Origin of the sequence: Cellvibrio sp. KY-GH-1 (genome assembly GCF_008806975.1) — a bacterium.
GTDB lineage: Bacteria > Pseudomonadota > Gammaproteobacteria > Pseudomonadales > Cellvibrionaceae > Cellvibrio.
In genome coordinates, this window is the sequence record NZ_CP031728.1 from 1,928,645 (window position 1) to 1,948,048 (window position 19,404).

Here is a 19,404-nt window from a genome sequence, read left to right on the forward strand (position 1 = left end):
GTCCGGAGGCGCGGGCGCGAAAACGCTAGGGCTAAAGGATTAGAAGGGTTAACTACAGAAAGGAAAAAAGCCGTGAAGGGTTAAAAAACCAAACCGCAAAAAGGCCAAAAACGTAATGACTGAATCAACTTCCACTTTTGAAACCTCCCTTTCAATCATTCTTGAACAATTAGAAAAAAAGGAATGGGCGAGCCCATTAAAGGGCTTGGAACAAAAATTTCGCCAGCTTCCGGAAGATGAAACAAGCTTCGGCACAGAAATTATTAACACTCTCCATGCTCTGCATCAAGCAATTGAATTAGATGCCAGCTTACCACTGAGTCAATTGATGGCTATTCGCTTGGCAGGTTTAACATGTTGGACTTATCGCTTTTTCCATGTTGAATCCGGACGGCATCATTATCTGGATCCATTGAATACACCAATTCCCGATTTCCAGAAAAAAATAACTGTTCAACAAAGTACATCCTCCTACCCTTCGACTGACATTATCAAACGCTGGGCTCGGGAGAATTTACGTTGAGCCAGGTGTTACCGATTTTATCGGCTGCAAAATTATTTGAACTTTGCAAAATTGATAGCAAGTTTTCTGAACTTCGAACAATTGCTGGATTTGATACCAATATTTTTAATGTATTAATCAGCGAACCGCTTCAGCAATATGCTGAACTTGTCCAGTTGGCTCCTGCTAGCGAGGCCCACCACCACAGTGGTCCAGGCGGCTTGTTAAAACACACCCTGGATGTAACTACCCTCGCCCTGAAAAAACGTAAAGGATATCAATTACCTCTTGGCGGTAGCCTCACTGATATTGGTAAACAACGTTTACTGTGGACGTATGCTGTTTTTGTGGGATGCCTCCTGCATGACATTGGAAAACTGAGCGCAAATACTCGTCTCGTTGCCATACATAAATCTGGTAAAGAATTACCGTGGACTCCCAGTAGTGGTCCTTTAACCAATCTGGTTGATAAAGATGGAGCGAAAATTCCTCTTGAGGGATATCGCATTGAATTTCGTAAGACACCTTACCGATATCACGAACACCTAGCGTTAATTCATTGGGGTGTTTTGCCAAAATCCGGACGAACCTGGCTTATTGAAGCCTCCCATATCATGGCAGAACTGACCGCGTGGTTATGGGGGGACAAATTTGAGTCTGGAACTATTGGGCAGATTATCGAGTATGCCGACCGCGAATCCACCGCCAAGAATTTACAAGTACCGCCTGATCATCGCTTCAGTAATGTCATTCCGGCAATTGATCGCTATCTCAAGTTGTTGCGTCAGTGGATTCAGGACGGAGCAATTCGTATCAATACCAATGGGGGCATGGGCTGGGTTGATGAGCATGGTCATTTGTATTTGGTATGCCGATCACTCGCCGAAAAATTGATCCAGGAATGTAATTCCCTTGGGCTTAAAAATTTGCCTCAGGATCCTGTGCGTGTATATGACATTCTCCAGGAACATGGGTATGCATTATCCACTGATGATGGCAAAGCGATATGGACCATTTCTATAGAAACAGGAACTTATCATCATCAATTCACTTGCCTGAAATTTGAATCACGTCGATTAATTCCCTCATCACGCGAATTAAAACCATTGGATGGTGTTATTAAATTTGTGGCACCTGGCGAACAAGCTTCTGCAAAAATAATCCCTGAATCTGCGGCACAGGCAAATGAACAACCTCTGCAGAATGTGACTACCGGGGGGGAAAATGAGGATATTGAACAGACTCCGGAACCTGAAATGGGTGTGGAAGCTGCAGCAATAACATCTGAAAACTCAAGTGAGAAAATTGATAACAATATTTCTGAATCTGAAATTAGCGAGGTGCATGACGAAGTCATCCAGGAAACTGCTGAACCTCTGGATACTGTTTCAAACAATCAGGAGGATGTAGGGCCCGTAAAAACCTCTGTCAGCATCATCAAAAATTTGGAGTATGAAGCTCCGGAAACTGCGCAAAAATTCCTGTCATGGCTTCAGCGAGGACTGCTTGAAAAAACCATTCTGATTAATAATCCCGATGCAGAAGTTCATATTGTCGAGGACGGTATTTTTCTACTCGCTCCCGCCATATTTAAAACGTTTTTGCGATTGCATGGCGTACCGGAAGAGAAACACAAAAATCTAAGCAAACGCTTCGCCAATTTGCGCAAGCATATTCGTTGTAATGATCTCAACATTCACCCGTATTGGGTGAGCTCATCCAATCGCGCTGCAAAAATAAACGGCTGGTTATTGCCCTTCAATGTCATTTACGAGAATGACTACCCCATCCCGAAGCCCAACAAATTCATCAAGAAGAAACTGGGAGGCGACGATGGCTAATAATTAACTTATACCCAAATATTATGAGACAAAAATCACACTTTGTGGCGGCAAAACCTATATTTCAAAAATGTTACTGAGTATAGTGGCGGCGCCTAAATTATGATCATAGGTATGCTTAAACGCATACGGATTTATTGCATCACGGAGTGAAAAATTATGATGTTTTCTGATTTAGCACAAGAATATGCGGGCATGAGATTGGTTAACTCATACACCCAACAACAAGTCCTAACCATCGCAAAATTATTTGTAAAGCGGTCGGCTGTCTTAAGGACCTCCGAAATTAACCGTTTGGCCTTGATGCGATTTAAGAATGAATCACTCAAGGAGATTCAACCGGTCACCTATAACGGGTACCTGAAATATCTACGCCTGATTGCCAGCTATGGTGTGGAGGTTGGCTACCTCACTTCAAATCCATTCGAAGAACTGAAGCTCATTCCAGTGGGCACGATTCCCCCCAAGACAATTGAATTGGAGGATATCGGCGTATTGGATTATGCACTTATGCTGGAGGAGGAGCTTTACCAAACAGGATGGTTTTGGGCAGCAGTACTCCGCTGTCTTTACTACACGGGGATGCGACGCCGCCAGCTCGTGAATCTCCGCCTCGATGATCTCGATTTTAATAGAGAAACTATCCGCCTCAGCTACCAAGGATCGAAGACACGGCGCGAATGGACTGTACCGATGCATAGCGGATTGAAAGAGACACTGCAGCTCTTGATTCGGAAAACCGAACTTCGACGCGGTAAGAAACTATTGAGACGTGATTACCTGTTCCGAGCGTTTGATTTATTCCCTCGTTTTAAGAAAGACCCCCAGGGACGTATGCCTCCGGAAGCCATTACCAATTATTTCAAGCGATTGAGTAAAAAGTTCGATATCCGTGTGGGAGCTCACAGGTTTCGGCACACCTTCGCAACTGCGTTGTGCAATCCGGAAGATGACACTCCGCCAGACGTTTTTGCGGTGCAGCAACTGTTAGGTCATACGGATTTAAAAACGACAAGAATATACGTCCAACCTAGGGTTAATCACCTTGGTAGGGTCGTAAATCGTCTGGGAAAGCTTGGAAGAAAAGAAGACAGGTCAGGCAAAAAAATATGGATAGCTTGACAAAACAAAGAAAAATGCCTGAAACTCAATAGGTTATTCGCGCATTGCTGCGCGAACAATCCTGAGTTTCGTGGCTAAACTGAGGGCATTGCCTCAATTTTCCTCTTCATTTTGTAACGCAGACTGTACCAAAACAGTCCGGTGGTGTTTGGTGGAGCTAAGCGGGATCGAACCGCTGACCTCAACACTGCCAGTGTTGCGCTCTCCCAGCTGAGCTATAGCCCCAAAAACGGGATACGACTGTGTCGTAAGTGGCGCGCATTCTATGCAGCAGTTGGGGGAGTGTCAAGCAATTTTTACTCCGCACTGCGCGCCGATTTTGTATGTAAATCAACCAGTTAGTTAAAACCTACACACGGCCTGAGCGCAACACTGGCAGTGCAGGGGACAACTTTTGGCAATGTTCTCTAACATCAGAAATCTGACGTTGGAGGTTCCAAAATGTCTGCAAAATCAAAGATTTACGGTATTGTCTGCACCAAAGGAGGCGTGGGTAAAACCACTAAAGCCGCGAACTTTGGCGCCATATTAGCCGATATGGGCCAGCGAGTTCTACTGGTAGATGCAGATCCACAACAATCACTGTCTCGCTTCTATCCAGTCACCCAAGCAGCCGCTTATGGTCTGAGCCATGTGTACCGCACCGCAAGTGTCTCCGAGTGCATCTCGAAGACTGCCATCGCTAATCTGGACATCATTTTAAATGACGACAAAGGTAGCGAGGGGAAAATACCCAACTTTTTACGAGAATCTGTCCTCCATTTCCAGCACCTAAGGCATGCCTTGGAACAACTGGATTATGACTACATTTTGATCGACACCCAAGGTGCAAGCGGTATCGTCCAAGAGTCGGTCATCCTGGCTGCAGATGTGCTTTTGTCCCCTATCAAACCCCAAGTGCTGGATTCGAGAGAGTTCATATACGGCACCACTGAACTGGTGAATAAATTTCGACCTAAGCCCGGCTTTTACAGCATTACTGGCCGACCAATGCCACCAGTCAAGGTTTTGATAAATCTATGGGATCGCACCTCAACGGCGGCCGAGGTTTCCAATTATCTACGCTGTGAATTCGACAAGGAAACTGATGGTCACGTCACTGTGCTGAACACCGTGATTCCCTCTCTTAAAGCCTATTCAGAAGCGGCTGGCTTAGGTATTCCCGTTCATCGCTTCGAAAAAAGCCGAAGCGGCCCCACTCGCTCTGCCTTGGAAACCATGGTTGATCTAGCCTACGAGTTAGAGCCAAAACTTTTTGGCATCAAGCCTCAATGGTCTGTGTGAGGCTGCGCCATGGAAAACACAACTATCGCAAACCTCGGTAGACCTACCGAGGAAGAACAATTGGATTGGGTAGACCAACTAAGCACCCCTCGCCTAGTTTGCGGTTCCACCCGAACTGGTAAAACGCGGCTCGCTGAGGTGCAGGTCATGCCTGCACACGGCTGTCAAAAATTAGAAGCAACAGGAGGACTGAACAATGAATAAGTCCTCTATTGCTGATCGCCTTAACAAACCTCATTTGAGTGCTTCGCCGTCTGATGGGTCCCCATTACCACCGGATCCTGTCGTAAAAACACGTGTCAGGGTTAACCTGGATAACACCATTGCTTATCGTCGCAACCCGAGAAGAACCAGAAACCCGAGATACGACGAAATTAAGGAATCAATTCGCAATGCAGGACTTGATCACCCACCCGTAGTTACACGCGAGTCCCCAGCCGATCCTTACATGATTAAGAAAGGCGGAAATACTCGCCTGAGTATTTTGCGCGAACTTTGGCAAGAAACCGGAGACCCGAAATACTACGAGTTTGATTGCGATTTTGAGCCATGGACGAGTGACTTCAAAAATCTCATCAGCCATATGATTGAGAACGAAATGAAAGGGGATACCCTCTTCATTGAGCGCGCTCTTGCTGCCTATGACCTGAAAATTGAACTGGAAGCTGAAAAAGGTGCTCTGTCCATCAGAGAGCTTTCAAGGTCAATCACTGCAGAAGGGTGGACTGTAGATTTTTCTAATCTGGGACAGATGCTGTATGCCCACGAGACCCTTTTCCCTGTCATACCGGACGCGTTTTGGAATGGAATGGGTCGCGATACTGTTAAAAAAATCAGGAAGCTGCTCGAAACCTGTAAAACGTTTTGGGAATCTGTCGCCCAAGAACATGAAGGAACCTTCGATGACATTTGGAAGCCCGTTTTCCAAGCCCTGGATGGCGACGGTTTCGATGTAGACAAAGCAGAGCATGAACTCTGTTCGGCTATGTCTGCAAAGCTAGACTCACCCGTGCTGCAATTACGTGCGGAAGTGCAGGCCATTGGAGAAGGCATATCAAAAGGCGGTAATCGCCCGAAGGACATCATCGCCGAAGCCAATGCCCAGGAGCAGCTACAGAAACAAACGGGAACCAATACAACCAAGGCACCACAACCACCCAAGCGCCCCCCTGAATTAGGCCCATCAAACCCGGGTAGCAATCAGGAAACTGATTCGTCACTCCATACGGAGCATGGGCAACAAAGTCAGGAACCTGTAAATAATTCACCTGCAGTAGTTCGTCATGTCTACGGCGACTTATCGTCACTGCAGTATCTATTGGATTACGAGGTGTCCTCTCTCAAAGAGCTGGCTTACCAAGCCGCCGTCGATTATGCCGATACCGTGGGATTATCGGAGTATGTTGATTACCTTGAGGAGGATGGATGGCACACCGGTTATCGCATGCTGCCACCCTCAAATATTGATTCAGAGCTAATTCTTTATTGGGTAACGCTGTGGGCGCAGTCGCATGCGCTGACAGCACCCATTTCATTGTTTAATGCAATGAATGAGTTGTTGGAGGTTTGCCCCTCCATCAGCAAAGATAATTTGTTGACCCTGCTCGCGCTCGGCTCTGCATTTAAAGGCCGCCTCATGGGGCGTCAAATCAGTGATCCGGATGCGAACCCTATTCAATGGCAAGCATTAACTGAATTGGAAGCCATTGTCAGCTTGTTAGTGGACTACCGTACGCACTCACCTCATAAGCTCAACAGCACTGTTGAACTGGGAGGCGAGTGATATGCAGAACTACTACATCACTTCATTAAATCACCAGGCATTACTCGCGGTTGCCGAAGCATTACGCAATGGCGACAGCCAGTTGCTTCACCAACTGGGGTTAGGTGCATTGGATCAAGGCGTTGCAGCGCAGTTAAAGGCGTTATCAGCTGACCGTATTGCATGTCTGCCGAACTTCAAGGGTTCTCTATTCCAACTGCGCATCGATCCACACACCCTGCGACTGTACCTTGGCTTTGCTGACAGCAAGGTCACCGAGGATGACCTGGTTAACCGCGCAATTCGCGCTGGTTTACGTCAGCCCATGCTTGAAGAACTAAAAGGCATCACCCGCCGTGATTTTGCAGCGCGACGGGCGCGTATGAACCTACCTGAGCACAGTCGCGGACGCATCGAAGTCTTGAGTGAGGAGGAAGAAATCACGGTGCTGCGAGTGTGGGAAAAGCTGCGTGATATTGAAGACCCTTTGGTGAGACTGATAGCGCTATATGAGGAAACTGATATCGCTCTGGATCAAGCCTATATAACGATAAAGCAACTGCAATAAGGCAACGAGTATGAGTAAAGAACTCGACATTATTGCGCGACAGATCGATAAGGCGGAGCGAGACCTGATTAGTCAGCGCTCCTATGCCGACGATGATGATGGTATGGCGGTACTTTTTACCGGCAACCATCATGATTCTTTTCCGCGCTATTTAGTCCTCAATCGCGAGCTGAATGCCACGGACAAAGTAACGTGGCAAATCATTCGATTGACGATCACCGATCCAACGCGCCCAGGATCAACACCGAAACGCAATGAGCTGGCGGCAATGGTCGGCTGCTCGGCACCGACGCTGACCGCCAGTCGCAACATGTTGAGGATTTCCCGCTGGATGACGTTGTGCAAGACCGTGCGTAAGCAAGGTCGCTTTGTTGGCGATATCTATCTGTTGAACGATGAACCGCTCTCGCTGATCAGTACGCTGGACTTTGATCCAACATATGTGCAGTTTTTAGAAGGCCAGTGCCAGTCAGAAAATAAACGCATACGGTTAGCAGCGGCAAAAGCCCTGCAAGAAATCGGCGCGTTGGAAACGTCTGCCCCACCCACAGAGGGTGATGTATTTTTAAACCGCTTGAATCGCATGTTCGCAATGGATGGAGAGACCAACACTGAACCCAATACCTCGGATGGTCACCAGAGAAAGAATCTTTCTCTGGTGAATGAGAACGCGGAAACGGGTCAAAATAACAAAACCCATGCGGAATCAGGACTTACGAATCACCAGAGTAAGAATTCTTCCATGGTGGAAACCGACCAGAGAAAGAATCTTTCTCTGGCGGAAAATGACCAGAGTAAAAATTTTTCTCTGGCTGAGAAAAAAAATTCTTTCCCCGGTGGTAGTAGTAGTAGTTTTATAAATAATAAATATATATCTACTGCGCGCGCGATAGAGAGCGAACAGGATCAGCAAAGTCTGGCGAATTACCTTGAGATTAAGCGTCGAGGTCGCTGGGGAGCAAATGCTGACCACGAGGATGCCTGGATAACTCGCTATTTGCCGTGGCTCAAACACCCAACCTTCGAGCGCTATGCGCTGATCCTGACGGCAGGCCGTGACAGCTGTTTGCCAGCCATCTACCGGAAAATTAAACCCCTGCCGAATCACGGCCAAGAGCTGGTGCTGATGCAACTGCTCGGGCACACAGCCGCTGCATCACATGGCTGGCGTGAACACATTCGTGACCCCATCGCCTACACCCACAAGCTGGTTTCGTTGCAAACGGCTAATGAGCTTGTACCTGACGAATGGGCATTGGAATTGATGCGCTGTTATCACGATAAGGCCAGTTCCCAGCCACCCGCGTTTACCGATAACCCGGACAGGGTTTGGTAGTGCAATAGGCTATTGCACTTTGGAGTAACACGGTGAAGGAAATGAAGTGCAATAGGCTATCGCACTTAGAGAGACACGGAATTTGGAGTGTGGTCGCCGACAACAGTTTGAAACAAGCGCAGGACTGGGTTTGGAGTGTGGTCGCCGACCACAGTTTGAAACAAGCGCAGGACTGGGTTTGGAGTGTGGTCGCCGACCACAGTTTGAAACAAGTGCAGGGCTGGGTTTGGAGTGTGGTCGCCGACCACAGTTTGAAACAAGCGCAGGACTGGGTTTGGAGTGTGGTCGCCGACCACAGTTTGAAACAAGCGCAGGACTGGGTTTGGAGTGTGGTCGCCGACCACAGTTTGAAACAAGTGCAGGGCTGGGTTTGGAGTGTGGTCGCCGACCACACTAGGGTTTGGTAGTGCAACAGCCTGTTGCACTTCGAAGAGTTACGGAAGTAGTGCCAGGGTGAAGCAGCCTGCTTCACTTTGAGAGGCACAGACACAGAACTGAGTTCGATAGGCTATCGAACTTCGGACGCAGCACAGGCAATGACACTGAGTTCGAACGCCGGTCGAACTATGGGAAGGAAGCAGATTGTGGGTTTGAGTTCGAACGCCGGTCGAACTTTGAAGTAACACAGGGTTGGGTTTGGAGTGAAGTTGCCTACCTCATGTTGGAATGACGCAGAAATTGTAAGTAATTCGTGTCCCGAGACACGCTTTTGTACAAGAGACAGCATGTTTTTAATCGTTATTAAATTTTTCACACACCACGAACGGAGTTTTTATGCCAAGCAATGATTCTCATCTTGCAGATGCGGTTGAAGGAGCAAGCGCTACCGCACAAGCATCAGGCGCGGGCACCCTGGATATGGGTAAGCTCGATAAGATGTTCACAGCCGATGCGAGCACACAGAAAAGCACACCCAAAGGGCGCGCAGCAAAACGCAACCAGCCAGGGCTTTCTGGCGAGCCAACAGAGCGCACTGTGAACCTACCACCATCGATGCAGATGGGTGCCACGCTGAAATTACACACGCATCTTGCGATCAATTTGTTTCGTGGTCGCCGTGGTGATCGCCATAAAAATATTCGCCAGATTGTGGGTATGTCCCTCTTTGCACGTCAGGCCGGTTTGATTTGGACAGCGGCAAAGAATGACGATCCTTATGCGGATCAATGTCTGGTTGAAATTGAAGCCGCTCATAAGCGCACCAAAGCGTTGCTGGATGAACGTGAAAAATCGTTGTCGGATTTAATCGTAGGCTTGGAAGACTTCGATGTGAGTGTGCAAGCCTGTGCAGAGCCGTTAGAAATTCCCCTCAACTTTCATTCGCCTTGGGCGTACCGTTCGGTGTTACTCCTTCTGCAATATGACCGCATCGTGAGACTTGGGCTTACAGCCCATCATGTGGGATTTATCGGTGATGCCGAGTGGAATGATGTTGTGACGGACTCTGGTAGAGCTATGCGGAATCTGTTTGAAGAAGTGAATCGCTGGATATTCACCAATGTGACTCGTGACGATATCCGTAAAAACACCAAGGTCGCCAAACGTGCGCAAGGCCAATACCTTGAGAAGAAAAATAACCGTTTGGAAATTGAGACTGACGTGATGGAAGGCACCAAGCGCGCTTCAATCGCGCCACGCAGTCTGGAATTGGAAAAATATCTGGCAAACAAACGTGCGCTTGAAGAGCGTGCGCAAAGATCGCAGAACACAGAACAAGAACCATCAGAAAACACACACACAAATTGAGCATTTTTTACACTAATAAAATGCTGATTTGATGAATGCCTGTAATGACAATGAATACTTTAAAACGCAGCAAGGTGTGAATATGGCTTCTTCGCAACATGTGAATACTCAATCGGCGGACCGTCCTTTAAAAGGCCTTTTAATGGGTAAGGGGGCGGCGGGACTTTCTGACAAGATTCGCACAGTGCTGCGCAAAATGCAGCTGGTGCAACAAGCAATGAAAGATCTGGAAACGCAACAACGCCTCAGTCGGGAAACTGCCGGGTCGGAATGCATTGAGCTGTATCTGGCAACCAACCTGCGCACGCAGCTGTTGAATGACGATATTGATACCGTCAAACATTTATCGGCCGCTGAATTATCGTTTGAGCATACCAAGCGCCCTATGGCACTGGAATGGCGAGCCAGACGGGAATTTGCACTGGCATACGGTTACGGCAACACAGCACGCATTCATGCGTTTAATCCACAGCATGACCACTATTGCACTGTGCGGGAGTATGTGAGCAAACAATCCCCCGAGTATTACGAAGTGCTTGCTGGTTACGATGTCGTCCGCGTGACATTAAACAACTCTGTGAAATCTCTTCGCAAAACCATTCTGGATCTGAACTCAGTGAGTGAGGAATCGCGATACCCAGACGATGTAGCCAAAGAGGCTGAAAAGCTATCTCGTCGATTGTTCAAAACACTGCCGGGCTTTCAGGAACTGACCGATGTTTTGAACCAGTTATACGCATGAATTTTGATAATGCAATTTGGAATCAATCGTCGAGGTGGTTATGACAAAGACAGTTGAGATACACCCAGAAGTACTTAAGGAATTGGAATACATTGTGGCGTTACATAAGGAACACGGTGCGCCAAGCTCAATGGAAACAGTTGAAGATTTGGTGAGCTTTGTACTGGCATCAGTTGCGGATGGCAGTCGCCGCCCTGGAGCATGGGAGCGTCAATTACTCACCATGATGGGGTTGGTTGCTGATTGCGCTGAGCATGAACAATACCGCTCCAGTTATGGGATGCCCGAAGACAAATAACCGGCGATTCATGTCTCGGAACACGAATTATGCAAATAGCTAAAGGCAGCAAAAGAAATGAATGAATTAAAACTTCTAGCAGTTAGCGTAGCGGCGTTAATGATTGGCATTTTTATAGGTGTTAAATACAAACAATCCTACATCGATAAGCTGAAAGCAGACCACAAATTAGCGTTTCAATACTGGGATCAAAAAGTAGGAGGAACAACGCTATGGAATGGAGAAATGGTCAATTATAACTTGCGCACCTTTGACGGTGGCAGAACCTGGTATCAGGTTGAATTCGATGATGAGTGGAGAATGAAAATTCTTGGCAATGTAGATGATCTTTTTCCGGGTCTTATCGAAACCCTTGATGGAATTGATGCGTTAACCGATCACGTAAGAGAGAACGGCGCTATTACGCTCAAAGATGGCCTGCATGGACAAGAGGCTCAATTACTAAGAAGCGCCGGGTTTGATGTAATGGCCAAGTAAGCCGTGATTGAATCGGAAATATCCGCCATGAGTCGAATTATTTGTATTACGGGTTGGTTCGATATCTATAACCGACAAGGTACTAAGACAGGGGAAAAAGAATTCACCGTATCCAATGGAATCAATGAAGACACAGGTGATGCAGTAGTGCTGCCTTGCGAACATCCAGACAAATTGGGGGCGGTATGGGATGAAGGTATACGGGAGTATGTTCTTATAAACAAAATCGTGTCTCGGGACACAGATTGAAACTGTCATTATTTATTCCACACCGGCACCATTGTTTCATCATCTTTTAGGTCAGCGAAAGTCTAAAACATTATTGGGACTCCACATGGCTAACAAATATCTTCAAAAATATTCATTGCACAATTTGGCATCGAAAATCTATGCTCTTCTACAGCTCGCACATCAACCAGCCACACCATTACTAACTGCAAATGCTACCGAGCCTAAGACAATCATGAGTTTGTGGCTAGGCACTGGAGATGCCCCGCTACCAATGGATCCCGTTGAAAGGCGGGAGTATTTATTGAAAGGCGAGGTATTTCTAAGCTGGTTAGTGACTCGATTGAACAATCAAGTACTGTCCGTTAATCATTCGACTGCGGCAGTCCATATTGTAGATCAAGGCGTGTTTTTATTAGCGCCTCGTATCTTCAGGCTATATCTTCATCTGCACCAGCTGGATGAGTGTTTGCATAGAAAGCTGTCCAAAAATTTTTCCCGTTTGCAAATTCACAAACGTAAAGGCGACATAAATCTGCACCAATACCACCTCAAGCGTGCACCCCATAAGGTATTGAATGGCTGGTTAATTCCATTTAAAGAAATATACGCACCTGATATCCCGGCAATCAATCCCTATCTAGTGCGCACATCATCGGGTGATTCTGAATGAATACCTTTTCAGATAAATGGCAACCAGACAATGCATTGATTCAACGCATTTGTTCATTCGCAATCCCTGAACATTACATCAAAGAACAGGTTCAGCTTTTCAATCAAGAAGTACCACAACTTTCAACAAATCAGCCTGATGTTTTTTTAAAGTTTGTCATGGCTCGTTGGCGGTGCCGAGCAGCTACAACGAACCCAGGCGTAAGTGATGAGTCATATTCAGCGGCCGCCCTACCCCAAGCAACCCGAATGACCACCACATGGCGCCCAAGCGAAGACACCATGGCCTTGATCACAGGCATATTAGGGATCAATCAGGCTTTTGCTGAAGATGCAGTGCCAGAATTTGTCATTTACTGGATGGAACGCGGAACCATAGAAGCATCCTGGAATGGCAAATTTATACAGCACGTAAAAAACCAATGGAGCAGGTTTAACAACTTGCCCCAATCAGGTGTAACCGCCACTCCAATTAGCAGTGATTGGCAGCCATGCAATGAGGCAGTTGAAATATTGCGTCACGCAAACATGGATGATGATTTTATCCATAAGCTGGTACCGGAATTCATTTTGTACTGGAAGGAAACGCAGCGCTGCTATCCCTCCTGGAATACCAAGTTCATCCAGCATGCAAAATTCAAATGGGCCAAGCAATTTGCGTTTGCCAAAATTAAACGCGGCAATCGCCATGTCGATTCAAACCGCCCACGCAGTACTCGCGACATCCCGCTGCTGGAAAACCTGCTCGACAAGAGTTGGGCGGATGGATTAATGCTCAACGGGTCGGCATTCAAATAACCAAACTTTTTGAGGAACCATGATGATTAAAATATTGACTGCAAAAGACCTGGCATACTTGCCGGACATGGGAAAGCAATTATTGTTTGAGTACATGAACGATCTGGAACGCCGCCATGAAACATTATTAGGAATGGCTTATATTTTTGTGTGGATCTCCATGATCACCTTGTTGGTAGTATTCTCAGAAACAACACCGAACAACGTACCTTTTACTTCAGTCACTAACATTGTGATTACGGTTGTTGCGGCCATCATCTTCTCCTTGTCTGTTTTCTTTTTAGTCTATCTACGGAAGCCTTGGAAATATTCTTTCTATAACAAGCGAGTACTCTCAGCCCGACTGTTTTTCCTGCAGCATTTCAACATGGACGTTAGCAAATTAACGCCAAGCGACATCTGGCACGGTGTTGTTGTAGATCGTGCAAATCAAGCAAAAGTAAATGGTAGCTATTTGACGTTTGTACAGCAGTCTGGAGATGCGTCTAAAAAAGCTCAGAATCAAAATTGATTCATGAATAGCTAATCTCGGAGAATGATAATGAGCTCAGGAAATGATCACAATAATTCCGAATACATTCCTTTTGTGGATAAGATTCCGGTACAAAAAATATTTATAGCAATATTTTCAGCTTTATTCATCATTGCTTGTTTCGATGAATGGAAGCGAATACAGCATGAGCACTTCGCGAAGGATCAATGGGAAACCCTCATGGACAAAGGGTACGCGCATCAAACACTGGTGACCACCTATCGTGACTGCAGAAAATCCACATCAAAAATGGTTGAGGAATGCCTGATCATTACCAATGACTACGCTAAGTCAGTTGGCTTACAAGATGAATCCGTTTGGGTCATTCGCGATATAAAATTGACATCTGACACCATCAAGGCAGGACACTTTTTTACTCAACGAAAAGTGCATTAAATGGAAACGCAAGATTGGTTAAATACGCTAAAGCACAGCACCGACTGTCGGGTAAAAGTTAACCTGATCGGCCAGCTCGCCGACGCAGGCATCAAAAATGCTGTCATTTCCAAACAATCAAAACTCCCGGATTACCAGGTACGGCATTACCTTCGGGTATACCGCAATCTGGTACCGGAAGTAATGAGTTTATTTCAGGCTGGAAAAATTACCTTTTCAATGGTGAGAGCCATTGCCTCCCTTGCACCCAAGAAGCAGGAAAAAGCAGCGCGGGACGCGATTGCCAAGTGCACAAGTGTAAGTAAATTTCGCAACAAACTGAAAGGCAGTAGCGATCAAAAACTGACTGCAGAGCTTGAACGCCAGAGTGAGCATTACTCAGGTGTAACAGGCCTGGATATCACTATCAAAGCGGACAAACATAATCCCAACGCAGGCCTATGGGTGATTCGATATTCAGATCTCAATATGTACGACGTGATCGCTGAAAAGTTAGCCCCGGGGAAAAGCTATAACGATTTTTGAGAGAAACACACTATTCATGTTGCACAAGCCGCTTACGATTTGATTGCGGTTTTCAGTGACGACCCTCCCTACAATGATCGTGTTGCTGGAACCTTCAACGTATCCCAAGCGACACACGAAACATCATACTTTGGCGCTCGTTGAGCGCCTTTTTTATTTGTACAGGCGGAGCACATTTTCTGACTGTTTTACTGTTTTCATTTAAGGAATGATGCAGCCGCTTTTCAGTCACGAATCCACTGATCAACGAGGCATACCCTATGGGAAATTATTTTGCGGGTGAAGGTAATTTAGGAAGCGCACCAACACTATCGTATGTACCGATAAAAAACGGTACAGAACAAAAAGCGGTTTTGAAGTTTTCAGCACGCTTCAACGTGGACAAATTAAATCAAGCCACAGGTGAGTATGAAGATTCAGGCGGTTTTTGGGGCAAGGTGGAAATTTGGGGCAAACGCGCAGAAATTTTCAACGAACATTTGATTAAAGGCGCTCGCGTATATGTTGCTGGCTCACAGAGTCAAGAAACTTATGTAGCCACCAAAGGTGCATACAAAGGCCAAGAGCGCACCGTTATCGTGATAACAGCTGACGTAGTTGCAATTGTGCCGCTGGGTATTGAAAAAATTATTTATGCCGAGCGCAAAGGTCAGACCAACGGAAATACTGGCGGCGATAGTTTTGATTATGCGAACCAAAACATACCGCATAACTACGAAGACGAAATTCCCGAATAACCACGGATAAGGACGCCCAGGATGTCTACCTTACTGATCGTTGAAAGTCCGGCGAAAGCCAAGAAAATGCGGGAGTATTTTCCCACGTTTAAAATCCTGGCTACGCTGGGCCATATCAAGGATTTGCCGGTAGACACCATGGGTGTCGAACCACCGCATCACAAACCGCAATGGCAAACCATTCACGGCAAAGGCAAGGTTGTTAAAGACATTACCGATGCCGCCAAAAAAGCCACCATTATCTATGTCGCCACTGACCTTGATCGCGAGGGTGAAGCGATTGCAGGACATGTGGTCAACGAATTGGGCAATACCCATAAAACCAAGATATCCCGCATTACCTTTGATGAGATTTCCAAGAAAGCACTTGAAATAGCGATTGCCAACAAACGCCAAATCAATTGGGCGTTGGTCAGGGCACAAGAAGCACGCCGTGTGCTGGATCGCTATGTTGGGTACCTGATCACCCGGGAACTCAATGCCAAATTTAAATCCCTGGGTATCAATCATTTTTTTACCGGTGGACGCGTTCAGTCCGTTGTATTGCGGCTGATCGTTGAACGCCATCTCGCTATCCAGGCATTTAAACCTGTTGAGCACTTTGGTGTAACAGCAACGCTTAAACATGCGGGTATAAGCTTTACTGCCACTTGGGTGAACGGATTACCCCCCGGTCAATTGATGACTGATCGTGCGCGGGCAGAAATGATCGAAAAGCGCACCAAGGCATTAATTGTCGATGCGGTTAATCAAAAGCCCAAGCAAATCTCACCACCCGTACCATTGACCTCCAGCGCCTTTGTGCAGCTGATGGCAACAAAACTCAAGCTAACCACTAAACAATCCATGGCGGCCGCGCAGAAGCTGTTTGAGGCCGGTTTAATTACCTATCACCGCACTGATAGCCCCAACATATCAAAAGACTTTATTGAGCAGATACGGGCATTCGCCCGAGGCAAGCAATTACCCCTACCGTTACAGGCACCGTTTCACAAAGCCAAAGACAGCGCACAGCAAGCGCATGAATGTATACGGGTCACTGATATTAACTTGCTGGTATTGGGCCCCGAGATTGACGATAAGATCATGCGCGACGTGTATTCCTGGATATGGAAAGTCACTCTGGAATCGCAATTGAGCGCGGGTGAAGACATTCTGACAACCGTGCAATTTCACAATGAGGCAATGGATTTTTTCAAAACCAATGCCACCCGCATGAAGACTGCAGGCTGGCGAAATGCTGCTGAAAAGTGCATACCCATTACGTCACTGTCCACCAGTGAGGACGAAGAGGAAGAACCTCCTGTTTCACTACCGGATTTAAAAATTGGTGAACGTATTGCCTGTGAATCCGTGAAGCTCGATGTCAAATATACAGAACCACCGTTGGTATACACCGAAAAATCCCTGGTAAAAGAATTGGATCGCCTGGGAATTGGTAGACCATCCACCTATGCCACCATTATTGAGCGCATCGTCACGCTGGATTATGTGACACGGCATAAAACACTGAAATTTACACCCACACCCAAAGGCATCGCGGTTATCCATTTATTGAAAAATTATTTTTCATTTATGGAATACCTATACACCGCCGACATTGAAGAGTCGTTCGACAAAATTGCCTCACGAAAAGCAGACTACTTACCTGTGATAAGTCATGCCCATGATGCATTGCTGCAGGAGATTGAAAAATTCCGTGCTGCAGCAATCCCTGATCAGGTTAAAGCCCTGATTTCCCAATTCGCAAACGACCAAAGCGCATCAAAAACACCCGAGAAAACATCCACTAAAAAAACTGCCACTCAAACCACTGCTAAACCAGCCAGTAATAAATCGCCCACAACAGGCACCGTAAAAGTGGGCGACAAATGCCCGGAGTGCCAGAAAGGAACAATGGTGTTACGCACCATTAACAGTGGAAAAAATCAAGGCAAAGAATTCAAGGGCTGCACCAGCTTCCCTACGTGTCGCTTCTTTTCCTGGGCACAAGGTAGCAATGCATGAATGATCAAATTTCACGAGACGTCATTGAACGAGCAATGAAACAACTATCAGCGCGAGCGGATGAGATTCGAAGAATTATTTATCTGCATCCTGCTGCAGAACTCCATTCGCTGCATCAGGAAGTCCGTGCGCGCATGAGTGCATCGCAGGGCGCTCTCAATTCTGATTTAAATCAATTTCTTGAAGGCGCAGTTATTCGCGAACGCGAGTTGAAAAAATTGATTTCCCTGCAGCGCAAGACAGCAGCGCTGAGTCTCGAGCTGCTTAGCATCGAGCAGCAATTAGAACATCTCAACCAGGAGCTACTTCTGGCTGCGGGATCCGCTTCACCAACAACACAGGAAACACTCACTCAGGAGATTACACCATGCAAATCCGCCGCAAATTAGTCTTACTCGCCTTGCTGTGCAGCAGTACGGCCGTACAAGCAGAACAACGTGAGAACCAGGTTCGAACTGACCGCTACACACTGGTAACGGCTGAGGCACGAGCTGACCAAAAATCACCGCTCAAATCCATTGTGAATTTGTCGCTAGGCAAAGATGTATCGATGGTGGGTGATGCCTTGCGAGAAGTATTAAAAGGATCCGGCTATCGCTGGCAGAGCCCGGATGGCCAAGACCAACTGCTGAACACATTACCGCTACCGTCGGTGATCCGGGAATTAGGCCCGGTGACATTGAATGATGCTTTACAGACGATTGCGGGCGAAGCCTGGCAATTGCGTAGCGACACGCTACATCGAGTTATCTGGTTCGACGTGAAAGAAACCCAGCATTCCCTGTCACTGCAGGAGTAAGTCATGTTGATTCTGACTCGCCGGATTGGTGAAACGCTCATGATCGGTGATGAAGTCACCGTCACTGTACTTGGCAACAAAGGTAACCAGGTGCGCCTGGGAATTAACGCTCCAGAAGACGTCGCTGTTGATCGCGAAGAAATCTACCAGCGCAAGCAACGAGAGCGTGTAACGCAATACAAACCACGATAACCAAGCATTAATTTTTCTACCACAAACCTAGCAACAGGAGTTGACTATGACCTCGTTCGTTAAACGCATGACCTTAACTGTTATCACTGCCGGAGTATTTGTTTTATCAGGGTGCGCCGCTACCAATACTGCGCTATCCAAAAAAGACCTGGATGTCCAAACCAAAACCAGTACCGCTATTTTTATTGATCCCGTTGCACCGGCAAAACGCACGGTATACGTGGACGTAAAAAGCAGTGTGCAGGAATTTGATCGCGCAATATTTAAAAAACTGCTGAAAGACAGCTTTGCCATTAATGATAATAACTACCGTCTTATTGATGATCCGGAGCAAGCGCAATTTATTCTGTCTGCGTTTGTGCTGAACCTGGAGAAGGCTTCACCCAGTGCATCCGAACAGGCGCTAAACAAGGGTTATGAAGGCGGCATTTTAGCCGGTGCAGCCATTGGAGGCGCAGCGCGTGGTGATTGGAAAGGTGCCGTTGCCGGTGGTGTTCTCGGCGCTGGTGTCGATTTGGTCAGTGGTGCCTTAGTAAAAGATGTCACTTACATGTTGGTGTGCGATGTGCAAATCAAGGAGCGCACCAAGAATGGTGCCGTCGTAAAACGCGCAACGGATATTGACACCAAAGTATCTGATCACGGCTACACAAAACAAACCGTTGATGAAATCAGCAATATGAAAGAGTACCGCACACGTATTGTCACCACGGCCAATAAAGCGAACTTAAACCTGGAAGAAGCAGCTGAGCCTATTTACTCAAAAACAGCTGCAGCAATGAGTGGATTTTTCTAATCGCGCTAGCGCGGTCTGTCGTTGCCGTCCTTCGGGGCGGCTTT

23 protein-coding genes and 1 tRNA gene are annotated in these 19,404 nt (G+C 46.8%); 23 read left to right on the top strand and 1 reads right to left on the bottom strand.

The window, feature by feature from the left end:
* Positions 1-115: 115 nt before the first annotated feature.
* The 3 genes from D0C16_RS08225 to D0C16_RS08235 all read left to right on the top strand — a co-directional run bounded on the left by D0C16_RS08225 (position 116) and on the right by D0C16_RS08235 (position 3,465).
* A complete protein-coding gene (locus D0C16_RS08225) occupies positions 116-523 on the top strand; it encodes a hypothetical protein (protein ID WP_151031864.1) in 408 nt (135 codons plus the stop codon).
* 5 nt (positions 524-528) lie between these two features.
* The gene (gene mobH, locus D0C16_RS08230; RefSeq protein WP_225319029.1) at positions 529-2,343 is read left to right on the top strand and encodes a MobH family relaxase; all 1,815 of its coding nucleotides are present in this window, start codon (positions 529-531) and stop codon (positions 2,341-2,343) included.
* Positions 2,344-2,502: 159 nt separating this feature from the next.
* On the top strand, positions 2,503-3,465 hold the full coding sequence (locus D0C16_RS08235; protein ID WP_151031866.1) for a site-specific integrase: 963 nt from the start codon (positions 2,503-2,505) through the stop codon (positions 3,463-3,465).
* Between the two features lie 149 nt (positions 3,466-3,614).
* Here the strand turns inward: D0C16_RS08235 and D0C16_RS08240 are convergent.
* Positions 3,615-3,690, bottom strand: a tRNA-Ala gene (locus D0C16_RS08240).
* Positions 3,691-3,906: 216 nt separating this feature from the next.
* Here D0C16_RS08240 and D0C16_RS08245 point away from each other — a divergent pair.
* From D0C16_RS08245 to D0C16_RS08340, 20 genes are all read left to right on the top strand, one after another.
* Complete coding sequence (locus tag D0C16_RS08245) at positions 3,907-4,749, top strand: ParA family protein (protein WP_151031867.1); 843 nt, start codon at positions 3,907-3,909, stop codon at positions 4,747-4,749.
* Positions 4,750-4,945: 196 nt separating this feature from the next.
* Positions 4,946-6,532 carry a ParB family protein gene (locus tag D0C16_RS08250; RefSeq protein WP_151031868.1) on the top strand — a complete coding sequence of 529 codons (1,587 nt, stop codon included), beginning with the start codon at positions 4,946-4,948 and terminating at the stop codon, positions 6,530-6,532.
* 1 nt (position 6,533) lies between these two features.
* The gene (locus D0C16_RS08255; RefSeq protein WP_151031869.1) at positions 6,534-7,079 is read left to right on the top strand and encodes an STY4526/YPO1902 family pathogenicity island replication protein; all 546 of its coding nucleotides are present in this window, start codon (positions 6,534-6,536) and stop codon (positions 7,077-7,079) included.
* A 10-nt stretch (positions 7,080-7,089) separates the two neighbouring features.
* On the top strand, positions 7,090-8,415 hold the full coding sequence (locus tag D0C16_RS08260; protein ID WP_151031870.1) for an STY4528 family pathogenicity island replication protein: 1,326 nt from the start codon (positions 7,090-7,092) through the stop codon (positions 8,413-8,415).
* An 89-nt stretch (positions 8,416-8,504) separates the two neighbouring features.
* Positions 8,505-8,822, top strand: a complete 318-nt coding sequence (locus D0C16_RS08265; protein WP_151031871.1) for a hypothetical protein — start codon at positions 8,505-8,507, stop codon at positions 8,820-8,822.
* Positions 8,823-9,189: 367 nt separating this feature from the next.
* Complete coding sequence (locus D0C16_RS08270; RefSeq protein ID WP_151031872.1) at positions 9,190-10,161, top strand: PFL_4669 family integrating conjugative element protein; 972 nt, start codon at positions 9,190-9,192, stop codon at positions 10,159-10,161.
* Positions 10,162-10,243: 82 nt separating this feature from the next.
* Complete coding sequence (locus tag D0C16_RS08275; RefSeq protein WP_151031873.1) at positions 10,244-10,903, top strand: hypothetical protein; 660 nt, start codon at positions 10,244-10,246, stop codon at positions 10,901-10,903.
* Positions 10,904-10,943: 40 nt separating this feature from the next.
* Positions 10,944-11,201, top strand: a complete 258-nt coding sequence (locus D0C16_RS08280; protein WP_151031874.1) for a hypothetical protein — start codon at positions 10,944-10,946, stop codon at positions 11,199-11,201.
* Between the two features lie 57 nt (positions 11,202-11,258).
* Positions 11,259-11,678 (top strand): hypothetical protein, encoded by a 420-nt coding sequence (locus D0C16_RS08285; RefSeq protein ID WP_151031875.1) that lies wholly within the window; start codon positions 11,259-11,261, stop codon positions 11,676-11,678.
* A gap of 334 nt (positions 11,679-12,012) precedes the next feature.
* Positions 12,013-12,579 (top strand): conjugal transfer nickase/helicase domain-containing protein, encoded by a 567-nt coding sequence (locus D0C16_RS08290; protein WP_151031876.1) that lies wholly within the window; start codon positions 12,013-12,015, stop codon positions 12,577-12,579.
* Positions 12,580-12,827: 248 nt separating this feature from the next.
* Entirely contained in the window at positions 12,828-13,376 is a 549-nt protein-coding gene (locus D0C16_RS08295) for a DnaT-like ssDNA-binding domain-containing protein (RefSeq protein ID WP_151031877.1), read from the top strand.
* Positions 13,377-13,395: 19 nt separating this feature from the next.
* Positions 13,396-13,887, top strand: coding sequence for a hypothetical protein (locus tag D0C16_RS08300; protein ID WP_151031878.1), 492 nt, complete (start codon positions 13,396-13,398; stop codon positions 13,885-13,887).
* Between the two features lie 30 nt (positions 13,888-13,917).
* Complete coding sequence (locus D0C16_RS08305; RefSeq protein WP_151031879.1) at positions 13,918-14,304, top strand: hypothetical protein; 387 nt, start codon at positions 13,918-13,920, stop codon at positions 14,302-14,304.
* Complete coding sequence (locus D0C16_RS08310; protein WP_151031880.1) at positions 14,305-14,829, top strand: hypothetical protein; 525 nt, start codon at positions 14,305-14,307, stop codon at positions 14,827-14,829.
* Between the two features lie 260 nt (positions 14,830-15,089).
* Positions 15,090-15,566 (top strand): single-stranded DNA-binding protein, encoded by a 477-nt coding sequence (locus D0C16_RS08315; protein WP_151031881.1) that lies wholly within the window; start codon positions 15,090-15,092, stop codon positions 15,564-15,566.
* 21 nt (positions 15,567-15,587) lie between these two features.
* Positions 15,588-17,573 (top strand): DNA topoisomerase, encoded by a 1,986-nt coding sequence (locus D0C16_RS08320; protein ID WP_151031882.1) that lies wholly within the window; start codon positions 15,588-15,590, stop codon positions 17,571-17,573.
* Entirely contained in the window at positions 17,570-17,962 is a 393-nt protein-coding gene (locus tag D0C16_RS08325; protein WP_151031883.1) for a hypothetical protein, read from the top strand. The genes D0C16_RS08320 and D0C16_RS08325 overlap by 4 nt, the downstream gene beginning before the upstream one ends.
* Positions 17,941-18,372: a hypothetical protein gene (locus tag D0C16_RS08330; RefSeq protein WP_151031884.1), complete on the top strand. Its 432-nt coding sequence runs from the start codon at positions 17,941-17,943 to the stop codon at positions 18,370-18,372. The genes D0C16_RS08325 and D0C16_RS08330 overlap by 22 nt, the downstream gene beginning before the upstream one ends.
* A gap of 3 nt (positions 18,373-18,375) precedes the next feature.
* Complete coding sequence (csrA, locus tag D0C16_RS08335) at positions 18,376-18,564, top strand: carbon storage regulator CsrA (RefSeq protein ID WP_151031885.1); 189 nt, start codon at positions 18,376-18,378, stop codon at positions 18,562-18,564.
* Between the two features lie 46 nt (positions 18,565-18,610).
* Complete coding sequence (locus D0C16_RS08340; RefSeq protein WP_151031886.1) at positions 18,611-19,360, top strand: complement resistance protein TraT; 750 nt, start codon at positions 18,611-18,613, stop codon at positions 19,358-19,360.
* Positions 19,361-19,404: the final 44 nt, after the last annotated feature.